Genomic DNA, 12187 nt, shown 5'->3' on the forward strand with positions numbered 1-12187 from the left:
GTGGGGCTAGCCCCACCCCGCCCCAGGCGGCGGCAGGCGGAGCCGCCGCCTGAACTCCGCCGCGTCGAAAGCGCCTCCCAGCGAGGCGCTCAGCCCCGTCCGGGCCACCTCGGCGAACGCCTGCCCGCCGAGCCGGCCCGCCCCGTCCGGCAGCGCGCCCGCCAGCGGCCGGGCCGCCAGCATCTCCAGATCGGCCACGCAGCTCCGCGCGACGGGCCCCGGCACGCCGGGCCACCGCCCGATGACGAGCCCGGCCGGCTCCAGCCCGCGATGGGCGAGCGCCTCCAGGGTGAGCGCGGCGTGGTTGACCGCACCCGCCCCGGTGCCGGCCACCACGAGCACCTGCGCGCCCAGCGAGCGGGCCAGGTCCGCGATCGTCGCGCCGTCCTCGTCGAACCGCTCCAGCAGCCCGCCGGTGCCCTCCACGACCACGAGCCGGTGGCACCCGGCCAGCTCCCGCACCAGCCGTGCGGCCTCCTCCAGGGACACCGGCGGCACGCCCGCGGCCCTGGCGGCGGCGGCCGGGGAGAGCGGGTCGGCGAACCGGCGGAGCTCGAAGGTCGTCGTGACCCCCGACAGGCGGATCACCTGGTCGACGTCGCCCGCGGCATCCGGGTCCGTCCCGGTCTGGGCGGGCTTGACCATGGCCGCCGGGGCGCCGCGCGCCAGCGCCAGGGTCGTGAGCGCCGCCGCCACCACGGTCTTGCCCACTCCCGTATCGGTGCCTGTGACGACGAGGACGCTCATGATTCAAGCGTAGGAGTGCGGCGCGGCCCGACCGGCCGTGACCCTTCAGGGGCGGCGCAGGCGGGTGACGAATTTGTAGCGGTCGCCGCGGTAGAGCGACTGCGCCCACTCGACGGGGTTGCCGTCGGCGTCGAAGGCGTGCCGGGTGAGCAGCAGCATCGGCAGGCCGACGTCCACGCCGAGGGCCTTGGCGTCGTACGGGGTGGCGAGGACGGTCTCGATGATCTCCTCGGCGTCCGTGAGCCGTACGTTGTAGGCGTTGTGCAGGGTCTCGTACAGCGAGGCGTGCACTTCCAGCTCCCGCCGCAGCCGGGGGAAGCGGCGCGCGGACAGGTGGGTCGTATCGATCGAGACCGGCTCCCCGTTGGCCAGCCGCAGGCGGTGGATGCGCAGCACCCGCCCGCCGGGGTTGATGGCCAGGCGGCGCGCCAGCGTCTCGTCCGCGGTGATGTAGCCGATCTCCAGGATCTTGGTGTCCGGCTCCAGGCCCGCGGTGCGCAGGTCCCCGATGTACGAGGTGAGCTGCAGCACCTGCGCCACCTTCGGCTGGGCCACGAAGGTGCCCTTGCCCTGGATGCGCAGCAGCCGCCCCTCCACGACCAGCTCCGTCAGCGCCTGCCTGACCGTGGTGCGCGAGGTCTCGAAACGTACGGCCAGCGTGCGCTCCGGAGGCAGCGCGGTGCCCGGCGAGAGGGACTTGGTGAGCTCAAGCAGGCTGCGTTTGACGTCGTAGTACTTCGGTACGCGGGGGCTGTCGTCTGTCACGCGCTCACCTTCACTTCTGCCACGGCGGTGAGGCGTGTCTGATCACCGCGAGATCATCGGAACTCACTTCGGCCCGAGCGGTCAACCGCGGACCCGGGCGGCCGTCCGGCACCGAGCGCGTGCGGCCCCTGGCACGCGTGGATCCGGGCAGCTCAGGTTGATTGTGAAGGATATCGACAGGGACGCGCTCGATCACAACCGAGGCCGGTACACGCGCCGTGTCGCGGAGGAACCACCCGCCCGTGTAGATCACCTCCGGCATGCCCGGCACAGCCCCATCCCGGATCTGAGCCCGTTCGGCAGTGTGATGGTTTTCACAATATGAGATTTCGGAAAAGGAACCATTCGGAGAACAAAGCCTGATTTGTCGTCACTGTGCGAGGGGCGGCCGGGGGCGCGCGTTCCCGGCGTGCCCGCACGTCCGGGGACCGGTTTGGTTGTCGCGGGGGAAAGCACGCATGATGCAGTCGTGCCGACTCTCAGCGACCTGGTCGCCCGCCACACCGCGCTCGACGAAGCCGACCTCGACTGGCTGCACTCGCTCGTCTCCGACTGGCAGCTGCTGGCCGACCTGTCCTTCGCCGATCTCATCCTGTGGGCGCCGCTGCTGGGGGAGAACGGCTGGATCGCCATCGCCCAGATGCGCCCCACGACGGGCCCGACGGTCTACCACGACGACATCGTGGGCAGCGTGGCCGCCAAGGGCGAGCGCCAGCTCATCGACACCGCCTGGCACGAGCGCCGCATCTGCCGCGAGGGCGATCCCGACTGGTCCACCGGCGTCCCGGTCCGCGAGGAGACCATCCCGGTGCGCAGGGCCGTGGAGAACGGCGAGGGGCGCTTCCTGGCCGTGATCCAGCGCTCCACCAACCTCTCCTCCGCCCGCACCCCCTCCCGCCTGGAGCTGACCTATCTGCAGAGCGCCTCGGACCTGGCGCAGATGGTGGCCGAGGGCCGCTTCCCGTTCTCCGGCGAGGAGCCGATCCTGGTCCGTTCGCCCCGCGTCGGCGACGGCCTGCTCAGGCTCGATCGGGCCGGCCGCGTCACCTATGCCTCCCCGAACGCCCTGTCCGCCTACCGCCGGCTCGGCCTGCACGCCGACCTGGTGGGGGCCGAGCTCGGCCGGGTCACGGCGACGCTGTGCTACTCCGACGAGCCGATCAACGAAGACCTCATGATCGTGGCCAGCGGCCGGGCCGCCAAGGAGACCGAGGTCGAGTCCGGCGGCACGATCGTGCAGCTCAGAGCCATTCCGCTGATCGTCGGCGGCGGGCGGATCGGCGCGCTGGTGCTCATCAGGGACGTGACGGAGCTGCGCAGGCGCGAGCGCGAGCTGATGACCAAGGACGCCACCATCCGCGAGATCCACCACCGGGTGAAGAACAACCTGCAGACCGTGGCCGCCCTGCTCAGGCTGCAGGCCAGGCGGCTGCAGGTGCCCGAGGGACGGGAGGCGCTGGAGGAGGCGGTACGCCGGGTGGGGTCGATCGCGATCGTGCACGAGACGCTCTCTCATGCACCGGAGGAGTTCGTGGACTTCGACGAGATCGCCGACCGCGTGATCGCGATGGCCGGCGAGGTGTCGGCGCCCGAGGTGGCCGTCATGCCGCGCCGGATGGGAGAGTTCGGTGTCCTGCCCTCGCTCATCGCCACGCCGCTCGCCATGGCACTGACGGAGCTGTTGCAGAACGCGTTGCAGCACGGGCGGCCCAAGCGGCTGGAGGTGCTGGTGGACGCGGCACTCGGCCGGCTGAACGTCATCGTGAGGGACGACGGCCGTGGCCTGCCCCCCGGCTTCGATCTCGAGACCTCCACCAGTCTGGGGCTGCAGATCGTCCGTACGCTGGTGGAAGGGGAGCTGTCGGGCCGGCTCTCGATCGAGCCGCGCCTGGAAGGCGGTACCGAGGTCGCCCTGTCCATCCCGCTTCCGCTCCCGCCGGCCTGACCGGGCCGGTCGCTCCGGCTGGGTCAGGCGGTGGCGCGGGCGCGGGCACGGGCGGAGCGGCGCTTGAGCGCCCGGCGCTCGTCCTCGCTCAGACCGCCCCAGACACCGGCGTCCTGGCCGGACTCCAGCGCCCACTTCAGGCACGCGTCGATGGCCGAGCACGAACGGCAGACCTGCTTGGCCTCCTCGATCTGCATGAGCGCGGGGCCGGAGTTGCCGATCGGGAAGAACAGCTCGGGGTCCACGTCACGGCAGGCAGCTCGGTGGCGCCAGTCCATGCGTCCACTCCTTAGTAGATGGAGCCTCTGGTCGGCTCCGTGCGGCTACTTTGTGAAGACTTTCACTAACCTGTGCGAACAAGAACCCGGATCCTGTAAGGACCGGGCCTCCCCGCGGCCGTCGGGAGGACCCTTGGGGTTGTTAAAGGTCCTACGTTCCGACGTCAGTGTTGAGCCTGTCAGCCACGCTGAGTGCACGCAAGAGGGTTGGCGGGAAGTTTTGGCTGTTATGGCTGTCGGATGCGTCACACAATGACCGAATGTAACTATCTAGACCAAAACTTGTAATGCGTTCGGTGTAGACCGGAATGTTACGGTTTCGCGTTCGCCCAGGTAGTCGCCGTCCAGTTGGAAGGCCACCGGCCGCTCGGCGGTGAGCGTGAACTCGGCCTCGTCGTGGAGCTGTACGAGGTGCCGGCCGGACGGAAGGGCCTCACTCTCCGTGAGAATGCGCCGGATCATCCGGGCGACCGCCAGGGGCCCCATGCGCTGCAGCCCCAGCAGATCGAGCCCGGTCTCGAAACTGGCCCACGGGGTCGGGGTCACCGGCCGGCCGCCCACGTAGGTCCACGGTGAGGTGTTGGTGATGATCGCCATGAAGATCCCCTCGGCGGCCGGGATGCCGGGACCCGTCAGGCGCATCGCAGGATGCCGTTTGTCCGTGGCCAGATAGTGCCGTAGAGCGGTGTTCACATACCGCGCGGGGGTAGCCTTCCGGCCGCTGCCCCGCAGGCCCTCCACGGCCCGTATGACCTCGGCGTCGTATCCCAGGCCCGAGCAGAACGTGAAGTAGCGGCTCTCCCCCTCCCAGAGGGCCTGCCCCAGGCCCACGGTCCTGCGCCGGTTGTCCCTGAGCGCCTCCAGCACGGCGCCGGTGGACTCCACCGGGTCGTTCGGCAACCCGAGCGCGCGGGCGAAGACGTTGGCGCTGCCGCCGGGGATGACGACGAGCGCGGGCCGGGTGGCACTCGGGTCGGCGCCCCGCGGGATCTCGCCGCCGTCGACCGGGTTGAGCAGGCCGTTGACGGTCTCGTTGATCGTGCCGTCGCCGCCGAGCACGGCCACCACGTCGTATCCCTTGGCGCGGGCGGTGGCGGCCAGCGCCGCCGCGTGGCCCCGGTAGCGGGTCTCCTCGACGGTGAGCCGCACGGCCGCGCCGAACGCGCGGATCAACACGTCACGCGTGCGAGCGTTTGTGGTGGTGGCCTTGGGATTGACCAGCAGCATTGCGCGCATAGCGCCAGCGTAGCCGGTGATCGTTGTCGCCTTATCGGCCGAACGTCCTATTTCCCGCATCCTCCGTCAGGAGCAGTAGGGTACGGGGCGTGAACCATCGCCCGCTGACCCTGGTCATCGCCGCCGCAGTCGTCGCGCTGGAGGGCCTGACAGCGCTCGGGCTCGGAGTCTTCGTCGGCGTGGAGTCCCTGATGGGGTCTCCGGTGGATCGGATGACCGGCCTCGCGGAGGCGGGGTTCGGGGTGCTGATCGGCGCCGGACTGCTCTGGGTGGCCCTGGGCGGGCTGTTCAGGGTGGAGCGGTGGGGGAGGTCGCCCGCCGTGCTGGCCCAGATCTTCATGCTGCCCGTCGCCGTCACGCTCATCCAGTCGGGCCAGCCGCAGCTCGGCGTCCCGCTGATCGTGGTCGCCGTGGCCGGGCTGGCGACCCTGCTGGCGCCCCCCACCACCCACGCCCTCTACGGCGACGGATAGCCCGATCGTCGGCGACCGGGCTCCACGCCCGCGAGGGCTCAGCCGTCCGCGGTCGGACTCCGCTCCCGCGAGGGCTCAGTCCACGCGGTCAGTCTCCGCTCCCGTGAGGGCTCAGTCGTCCGCGGTCAGGCCCTCGCGCAGCTGGGCGAGCGTGCGGGCGAGCAGGCGTGAGACGTGCATCTGCGAGATGCCCAGCTCGGTGGCGATCTGCGACTGCGTCATGTTGCCGAAGAACCGCAGCAGCAGGATGCGCTTCTCCCGCGGCGGCAGGCGCTCCAGCAGCGGCTTGAGCGACTCGCGATATTCGACGCCCTCCAGCGACTCGTCCACGATGCCGAGCGAGTCGGACACCGCGGGGGCGTCGTCGTCGCCGGAGTCGGGCGCGTCGAGGGAGACGGTCGAGTAGGCGTTGGCCGACTCCAGCCCCTCCAGCACCTCCTCCTCGGTCATCTTGAGGTAGGAGGCCAGCTCCGCCACCGTCGGCGCCCGGCCCTCGCGCTGCGACAGATCGCTTATCGCCTTGGTCAGCGAGAGCTTGAGCTCCTGCAGCCTGCGCGGCACGCGCACGGCCCAGCCCTTGTCGCGGAAGTGACGTTTGATCTCGCCGACGATGGTGGGCGTCGCGTAGGTGGAGAACTCCACCCCGCGGTTGAGATCGAAACGGTCGATGGACTTGATCAGTCCGATGGTGGCGACCTGGGTCAGGTCGTCGAGCCACTCGCCCCTGTTGCGAAACCGGCGGGCCAGGTATTCGACCAGGGGAAGGTGGAGCTCCACCAGCTCGTCCCTGATGCGCTGGCGACGCGGCTCCTCGGGGCCCAGCTCGGCCAACTCGGCGAAGAGGATCCGGGCCCGCACCCTGTCGGGCACGGCGTGTTCGCTGGTGGCCATGGCTCCAGTCCTTTCCGTCACGCCGGCCTCGCCGCGCCTCGGCGCTTACGCAGGACGATCGCCATCGTGTCGGGGGAGCCTGGGGAGGGCGCCACCGCGTCCACCTCATCCGCGAGGGCGGTGAGCACCATCCAGGCGAAGTCATCGCGCTTGGGCGCGGAGCTTCCGACCGTCGCCACTTCGACGCTGACCTGCATCTCCTGACCGGTCAGCTCGAACTCGGCGGTCAGGTCGGTGCCGGGCACCGCCTCGCTCAGCAGCATGGCGCACGCCTCGTCGACCGCGATCCGCAGATCCTCGATCTCGTCGAGCGTGAAGTCCAGCCGCGCCGCCAGCCCGGCGGTAGCCGTACGCAGCACAGACAGGTAAGCGCTTGCGGCGGGGAGCCTGATGCTCACCACGTCGCGGATGCCCGCCACGCCCTCCGCGCGCGTCTCGGTTTCCTCGGTCACGTTCCTCCTCGCGGTATCCGACGCCAACTGCAACTTACCGCCCCTGAGCGGTGCTTGGACGAATCAGACTCGCCAACAACGGAAAAGGCTCTGTGCGGTCCCTTACCACACAGAGCCTTATGTGCCGATTTAGGCGGCCTTGGTCTCCCAGAAGATCTTGGAGATTTCGTCGATCTTGCCCAGCAGGTCCTCCGCCTTGGAGACGTCGACCGTGCCCTTGGCGCCGGCGGCGCCCGCGAGCTTCGTGGCGTCCCAGAAGAGCTGGTGGAGCTGCGGGTACTGCTCCAGGTGCGGCGGCTTGAAGTAGTCGGTCCACAGCACCCACAGGTGGTGCTTGACCAGCTCGGCCCGCTCCTCCTTGATGGTCAGCGCACGGGCGCGGAAGACCGGGTCCTCGTTGCCCGCGTACTTCTCCATGATCGCTTTGACCGACTCCGCCTCGATGCGGGCCTGGGCGGGGTCGTAGACCCCACAAGGCAGGTCGCAGTGTGCGGAAGCGACATGCTTGGGTCGTAGCAGTCGTGCGAGCATCAGAAAGTCCTTCCTTGATGCTGATTCAGCTTGGTCCACAACCGACCTTACTCGGGTCCGAACACCTGAGGAGTAGGGGGTCTCAGCCCATGAGGGTACGTGTCGAGGGCGATTCCATGCGTCCCGCACTGGTTCCGGGGGACTGGCTGCTGGTTCGGCGGGGAGCCGCCGTCCACCCGGGCGACCTCGTGGTGGCCAGACTCCCGGGCGATCCCGATCAGCTCATCGTGAAACGGGCGCAGTGGCACGGCGCGGACGGCTGGTGGCTGGAGAGCGACAACCAGCGGGCCAGCGGGCGGCGCGACAGCTGGGACTTCGGCCCGGTCCACGACATCGTCGGGCGCGTCGTGCTGCGCTACTGGCCGTTGGTACGCCGCCGGGCGCGGTAGGCGGCGACGTTGGCCCGGCTGGCGCAGCGGGCCGAGCAGTAGCGGCGGGAGCGGTTGGAGGAGGTGTCCAGGAACGCCTGGCCACAGTGCGGCTCCCGGCACCGGCCGAACCGGTCCACGCCCAGCTCGGCCACGACCGCGGCCAGGCCCATCACGGCTCCGGCGGCGACGTCCGGGGCCAGGTGCAGGTGCCAGCGGCCGTCGTGGTCCGTGAGCTGCGGGCGTACGGGATAACGCACCAGCAGGGCGTTGAGCAGCGCGGCCACGGCCTGCTCGGCGCCGGCCGCGTCGGACACCGCGGCCGCGTCGAACACGGCGGCGAGCTCGTCGCGCAGCCGCCGGAGCTCGGGCGGCGGGTCGGGATCGTTGACCAGCCGGACTGCCCACTCGGCGTAAGAGGTCAGATCCATGCGGATCTATTACACCAGAACGGGGGCAGGAGCGGGGGCGGCGCCGTGGCGGCGGGGTGCCGGCCCGCCGCCGTACGGCTACTCCTCGGGGTGCAGGACGCGGTGCAGGAACGTACGGGTGCGTTCGTGCTGAGGGTCGCCGATGACCTGGGCCGGGACGCCGTCCTCGACGACGACACCGCCGTCCATGAACACCACCCGGTCGGCCACCTGGCGGGCGAAGCCCATCTCATGGGTGACCACGAGCATGGTCATCCCCTCCTCGGCCAGCTTGCGCATGACCGTGAGCACGTCGCCGACCAGCTCGGGGTCGAGCGCGGAGGTGGGCTCGTCGAACAGCATCAGGTCCGGGTTCATGGCCAGCGCCCTGGCGATGGCCACCCGCTGCTGCTGCCCGCCCGAGAGCTGCCCGGGCAGGGAGTCGCACTTGTCGCTGACGCCGACCTTGTCGAGATTTTCCCTGGCGATGACCTCGGCGTCGGTCTTGCTCCGCTTCAGCACCCGCTGCTGGGCGATCATCACGTTCTGCAGCGCGGTCATGTGCGGGAAGAGGTTGAACTGCTGGAACACCATGCCGATGTGCCGGCGGACGGCGTCGATGTCCACGTCGCGGTCGGTGAGCTCGACGCCCTGGACGTAGACCTTGCCCTTGGTGGGCTGCTCCAGCAGGTTCACGCAGCGCAGCAGGGTGGACTTGCCCGAGCCCGACGGGCCGATGACGCAGACCACCTGGCCGGGGTCGACCGTGAGGTCGATGCCCTTGAGCACCTCGTTCTGGCCGAAGCGTTTGTGCAGGTCCTGCAGCTCGATGGCGTGCGTCATCGTGTCCTTCCCTTACGTCCCTCCAGCCGGGACGCGAGGTAGCCCAGCGGGATCGTGACGATCAGGTATGTGATGCCGGCGACCAGGATGGGCGTGGCGTTGGCGTGCTGGGAGGCCTGGTCGTTGCCGAACTTGGCCAGCTCGACGTACTGGCCGGAGACACCCAGGAAGAACACCAGCGAGGAGTCCTTCAGCAGGGCCACGAACTGGTTGGTGGTCGGCGGGATGACCATCCGGATGGCCTGCGGGATCACCACGGTGATCTGGGCCCTGGTGGCGGACATGCCGAGCGACCTGGCCGCCTCCGTCTGGCCCTTGGGCACGGCCTGCAGGCCCGCGCGGAAGACCTCGGCCTGGTAGGCCGCCCCGATCAGGCCCAGCCCCAGGATGCCCTGGCCGTACGTGCCGCCGGGCACCTCGAACCCGGACAGCGCCAGCGGCATGAACACGATCATCAGGAAGATCAGCAGCGCGGGGAGGCCGCGGAAGATCTCGATGTAGATGATCGCGATCCAGCGGTAGGGCCCGACCTGCGAGAGCCGCATGAGAGCGAGCAGCAGCCCGAGCACGAACGAGAAGACGAATCCGCCCACCGCGTAGATGATCGTGTTGCGTAGCGCGACCGTGAACAGCTCGGGCAGCGATTCGCGGGCGACGTCGAGCTTGGCGAAGTTCTGGGCCAGGCTGCCCCAGTCGGCGAACAGCGCGACGGCGACGAGCGCCACCACCAGGACGACGTACTGGATGCCCCGGCTGATCTGCTGTCTTTTCCGGGGGCTGAGCCCGCCGCGGGCGGGCTCAGCCGTCTTGGGCTGGTCGGCCATGGATCAGCCCAGCTCGCCGGGCTTCTTGTCGAACCACTTCATGAAGATCTTCTCGTAGGTGCCGTCGGACTTGGCCTTGGTGATCTCGTCGTTGATCGTCTTGAGCAGCACCGGGTCGGCGCCCTTCTTGAGGCCGATGCCGTACTGCTCGCCGGTGTTCAGGCTGGCGATCAGCTCGAACTTCGCCGCGACGTCGGGCTTCTTCAGCCAGGTCAGCACGACGGGCAGGTCCTGGATGATGACGTCGGCCTGCCCGGCCTGCAGGGCCAGCAGCTCCTTGGAGGAGTCGGCGTACTCGGTGGGGTCGAAGCCCTTCTCCTGGGCGTACGACAGGCCGGTGGTGCTGGCCTGGGCGCCGAGCTTGAGGTTCTTGGCCTTCACGTCCTCCAGTGACTTGGCCCCCGTGCCCTTCTTGGCCAGCAGCGCCTGCGTGGCGTCGAAGTAGGGGACGGAGAAGTCGATGTTCTGCTGGCGCTCGGGGGTGATGGTCATGCCGGCGGCGGCCACGTCGCACTTGCCGGCGGCCATCGCCGCACCACTCTTGATCACCGCGAAGTCGATGTCCACGATGTTCTGGGTCACACCGAGCTTCTTCGCCGCCAGGTCCACGATGTCGACGTCGAACCCGACGATCTTCCCGCTCGCGTCCTGGAACTGGAACGGCTCGTAAGGGATGTTCGTGCAGACCGTGAGCTTGCCGGGCTCGACCAGCTTGACGCCGCCACCGGCCGCGGAGGCGCTCGCGCTGGTGGTGCCGGAGCTCGAGCCGGTGTCGCTGCCGCACGCGCTCAGCGCGAGGGCGGCGGTCAGGGCGAGCGCGCCGGCGGCGTAGCCACGGCGGCCTTTGGGGCTGAGGGCCATGTATGGCCTCCTCGTTGTTAAATGCCAGAAAGTTGCGTTTTGTGCAGTTTAAATGGGGTTTAGCGGCGGTCCGTCATCGGACATTTAACGATGCGTCAACGGAACGGCGTCGGGGGCGAGACCGACACCATCTCACCATGTGGCAAGATGGGCGGACGGGTGACCCCCGATCCCCCTCGGAGACGGCCGACGAGGGAGTTCTGGCAGCTACCGAAGCCAGCCCGCTCGCCGCGATCGTCCCGCCGAAGGTTTCTTCCGCTCCCGATGACTACAGGGGTCGCTGTGGCTGCCAAGCCCGCTTCTGCTTCCGTTGATTCACTCGATCTCGACCCGGCCTTCGCGCTGCATCGCGGTGGCAAGATCGAGGTTCGCTCCACCGTTTCCGTTCGCGACGCGGACGACCTCTCGCTCGCCTACACCCCCGGCGTCGCCCGGGTCTGCACCGCCATAGCCGACACGCCCGCGCTGGCCCAGGACTACACCTGGGTCTCCAACGTGGTCGCCGTGGTCACCGACGGCACCGCCGTGCTCGGCCTCGGCGACATCGGCCCCTCGGCCGCCATGCCGGTCATGGAGGGCAAGGCGCTGCTGTTCAAGGAGTTCGCCAACGTCGACGCCGTGCCCCTCTGCCTCGACTGCACCGACGTGGACGCGATCGTCGAGACCGTCGTGCGCCTCGCGCCGTCGTTCGGCGGCGTCAACCTGGAGGACATCAGCGCCCCGCGCTGCTTCGAGGTCGAGGACCGGCTGCGCGAGCTGCTCGACATCCCCGTCTTCCACGACGACCAGCACGGCACGGCCATCGTGACGCTCGCCGCCCTGCAGAACGCCGCCCGCCTGACCGGCCGCCCGCTCGGCGACCTGCGCGCCGTCGTGGCAGGCGCGGGCGCGTCGGGCGTCGCGGTCACCCGCATCCTGCTGGAGGCCGGCATCGGCGACATCGCGGTCTCCGACTCCAAGGGCATGATCTACCAGGGCCGGGAGGACCTCAACCCGGTCAAGGAGGCCCTCGCCCGCGACACCAACCGCGCGGGCCGCACCGGCTCCACGGAAGAGGCCCTGGCGGGCGCCGACGTGTTCGTGGGGCTGTCCGGGTCCACCCTCTCCGAGCAGGCCATCGCCTCCATGGCGCCGGACGCCATCGTGTTCGCGCTGTCCAACCCGACGCCGGAGGTGCACCCGGAGGTGGCCGCCAGGCACGCCAAGGTGGTGGCCACCGGGCGCTCCGACTTCCCCAACCAGATCAACAACGTGCTGGCCTTTCCCGGGGTCTTCCGTGGCGCGCTGGACGTGCGGGCCACCGCGATCACCGAGAACATGAAGGTGGCCGCGGCCGGTGCGCTGGCGGACGTCGTCGGCGACGAGCTCTCGGCGACGTACATCATCCCCAGCCCGTTCGACGAGCGGGTCGCGCCCGCAGTCTCCGCCGCCGTGGCCGCCCAGGCCAAGACGGACGGCGTCGCCCGCCGCTGACCCGCTGACCCACTGACCCGCTGACCCGCCGGAGCGAGGGCCCTTTCGGCCCTCGCTCCTTGCTTTGTGCCTCAAGCCTGACCGCGGGCA

The 12187-nt window shown here is 69.7% G+C and carries 15 protein-coding genes; 4 read left to right on the plus strand and 11 right to left on the minus strand.

The genetic code is table 11. The features are described 5' to 3' along the window. Positions 1–6: 6 nt before the first annotated feature. Both bioD and BLS95_RS41090 read right to left on the minus strand, forming a co-directional pair. Positions 7–747 (minus strand): dethiobiotin synthase, encoded by a 741-nt coding sequence (bioD, locus tag BLS95_RS41085; RefSeq protein WP_090944882.1) that lies wholly within the window; start codon positions 745–747, stop codon positions 7–9. Between the two features lie 45 nt (positions 748–792). Beyond that, complete coding sequence (locus BLS95_RS41090; RefSeq protein ID WP_090944885.1) at positions 793–1512, minus strand: GntR family transcriptional regulator; 720 nt, start codon at positions 1510–1512, stop codon at positions 793–795. A 469-nt stretch (positions 1513–1981) separates the two neighbouring features. Between BLS95_RS41090 and BLS95_RS41095 the strand changes: the two genes are divergently transcribed. After that, entirely contained in the window at positions 1982–3457 is a 1476-nt protein-coding gene (locus BLS95_RS41095) for a PAS domain-containing sensor histidine kinase (protein WP_090944887.1), read from the plus strand. A gap of 23 nt (positions 3458–3480) precedes the next feature. Here the strand turns inward: BLS95_RS41095 and BLS95_RS41100 are convergent, their stop codons facing one another. Both BLS95_RS41100 and BLS95_RS41105 read right to left on the minus strand, forming a co-directional pair. Further along, a complete protein-coding gene (locus tag BLS95_RS41100; protein WP_090944890.1) occupies positions 3481–3735 on the minus strand; it encodes a WhiB family transcriptional regulator in 255 nt (84 codons plus the stop codon). Between the two features lie 270 nt (positions 3736–4005). Continuing rightward, entirely contained in the window at positions 4006–4971 is a 966-nt protein-coding gene (locus BLS95_RS41105; RefSeq protein ID WP_090944893.1) for a diacylglycerol/lipid kinase family protein, read from the minus strand. Positions 4972–5060: 89 nt separating this feature from the next. Between BLS95_RS41105 and BLS95_RS41110 the strand changes: the two genes are divergently transcribed. Continuing rightward, on the plus strand, positions 5061–5444 hold the full coding sequence (locus BLS95_RS41110) for a hypothetical protein (RefSeq protein ID WP_090944896.1): 384 nt from the start codon (positions 5061–5063) through the stop codon (positions 5442–5444). A gap of 111 nt (positions 5445–5555) precedes the next feature. On the opposite strand, the gene BLS95_RS41115 is transcribed toward BLS95_RS41110, so the two are convergent. From BLS95_RS41115 to sodN, 3 genes are all read right to left on the minus strand, one after another. Continuing rightward, complete coding sequence (locus BLS95_RS41115; RefSeq protein ID WP_176993655.1) at positions 5556–6335, minus strand: RNA polymerase sigma factor SigF; 780 nt, start codon at positions 6333–6335, stop codon at positions 5556–5558. Positions 6336–6352: 17 nt separating this feature from the next. Continuing rightward, positions 6353–6787 (minus strand): ATP-binding protein, encoded by a 435-nt coding sequence (locus BLS95_RS41120; protein WP_090944899.1) that lies wholly within the window; start codon positions 6785–6787, stop codon positions 6353–6355. A 129-nt stretch (positions 6788–6916) separates the two neighbouring features. Then, entirely contained in the window at positions 6917–7318 is a 402-nt protein-coding gene (sodN, locus tag BLS95_RS41125; RefSeq protein WP_090944902.1) for a superoxide dismutase, Ni, read from the minus strand. 17 nt (positions 7319–7335) lie between these two features. On the opposite strand from sodN, the gene BLS95_RS41130 reads away from it, so the two are divergent. Next, a complete protein-coding gene (locus BLS95_RS41130) occupies positions 7336–7707 on the plus strand; it encodes a S24 family peptidase (RefSeq protein WP_281250096.1) in 372 nt (123 codons plus the stop codon). On the opposite strand, the gene BLS95_RS41135 is transcribed toward BLS95_RS41130, so the two are convergent. From BLS95_RS41135 to BLS95_RS41150, 4 genes are all read right to left on the minus strand, one after another. Then, on the minus strand, positions 7674–8117 hold the full coding sequence (locus tag BLS95_RS41135; RefSeq protein ID WP_090944907.1) for a CGNR zinc finger domain-containing protein: 444 nt from the start codon (positions 8115–8117) through the stop codon (positions 7674–7676). The two genes, BLS95_RS41130 and BLS95_RS41135, sit on opposite strands and share 34 nt — an antisense overlap. Positions 8118–8195: 78 nt before the next feature. Further along, the gene (locus BLS95_RS41140; protein ID WP_090944910.1) at positions 8196–8939 is read right to left on the minus strand and encodes an amino acid ABC transporter ATP-binding protein; all 744 of its coding nucleotides are present in this window, start codon (positions 8937–8939) and stop codon (positions 8196–8198) included. Then, complete coding sequence (locus tag BLS95_RS41145; RefSeq protein WP_090944913.1) at positions 8936–9763, minus strand: amino acid ABC transporter permease; 828 nt, start codon at positions 9761–9763, stop codon at positions 8936–8938. The genes BLS95_RS41140 and BLS95_RS41145 overlap by 4 nt, the downstream gene beginning before the upstream one ends. 3 nt (positions 9764–9766) lie before the next feature. Further along, positions 9767–10624, minus strand: a complete 858-nt coding sequence (locus tag BLS95_RS41150; RefSeq protein ID WP_090944916.1) for an ABC transporter substrate-binding protein — start codon at positions 10622–10624, stop codon at positions 9767–9769. Between the two features lie 264 nt (positions 10625–10888). Here BLS95_RS41150 and BLS95_RS41155 point away from each other — a divergent pair, with 264 nt between their 5' ends. Then, a complete protein-coding gene (locus tag BLS95_RS41155) occupies positions 10889–12097 on the plus strand; it encodes an NAD(P)-dependent malic enzyme (protein ID WP_090944919.1) in 1209 nt (402 codons plus the stop codon). Positions 12098–12187 lie beyond the last annotated feature (90 nt).

The organism is Nonomuraea jiangxiensis (assembly GCF_900099965.1).
GTDB classification, from domain to species: domain Bacteria; phylum Actinomycetota; class Actinomycetes; order Streptosporangiales; family Streptosporangiaceae; genus Nonomuraea; species Nonomuraea jiangxiensis.

Bases quoted from the DNA above. Each gene is read 5' to 3' on its own strand.
- bioD (WP_090944882.1), bottom strand. From the start codon at position 747: ATGAGCGTCCTCGTCGTCACAGGCACCGATACGGGAGTGGGCAAGACC.
- BLS95_RS41100 (WP_090944890.1), bottom strand. From the start codon at position 3,735: ATGGACTGGCGCCACCGAGCTGCCTGCCGTGACGTGGACCCCGAGCTG.
- BLS95_RS41105 (WP_090944893.1), bottom strand. From the start codon at position 4,971: ATGCGCGCAATGCTGCTGGTCAATCCCAAGGCCACCACCACAAACGCT.
- BLS95_RS41115 (WP_176993655.1), bottom strand. From the start codon at position 6,335: ATGGCCACCAGCGAACACGCCGTGCCCGACAGGGTGCGGGCCCGGATC.
- sodN (WP_090944902.1), bottom strand. From the start codon at position 7,318: ATGCTCGCACGACTGCTACGACCCAAGCATGTCGCTTCCGCACACTGC.
- BLS95_RS41130 (WP_281250096.1), top strand. From the start codon at position 7,336: ATGCTGATTCAGCTTGGTCCACAACCGACCTTACTCGGGTCCGAACAC.
- BLS95_RS41135 (WP_090944907.1), bottom strand. From the start codon at position 8,117: ATGGATCTGACCTCTTACGCCGAGTGGGCAGTCCGGCTGGTCAACGAT.
- BLS95_RS41140 (WP_090944910.1), bottom strand. From the start codon at position 8,939: ATGACGCACGCCATCGAGCTGCAGGACCTGCACAAACGCTTCGGCCAG.
- BLS95_RS41145 (WP_090944913.1), bottom strand. From the start codon at position 9,763: ATGGCCGACCAGCCCAAGACGGCTGAGCCCGCCCGCGGCGGGCTCAGC.
- BLS95_RS41150 (WP_090944916.1), bottom strand. From the start codon at position 10,624: ATGGCCCTCAGCCCCAAAGGCCGCCGTGGCTACGCCGCCGGCGCGCTC.
- BLS95_RS41155 (WP_090944919.1), top strand. From the start codon at position 10,889: ATGACTACAGGGGTCGCTGTGGCTGCCAAGCCCGCTTCTGCTTCCGTT.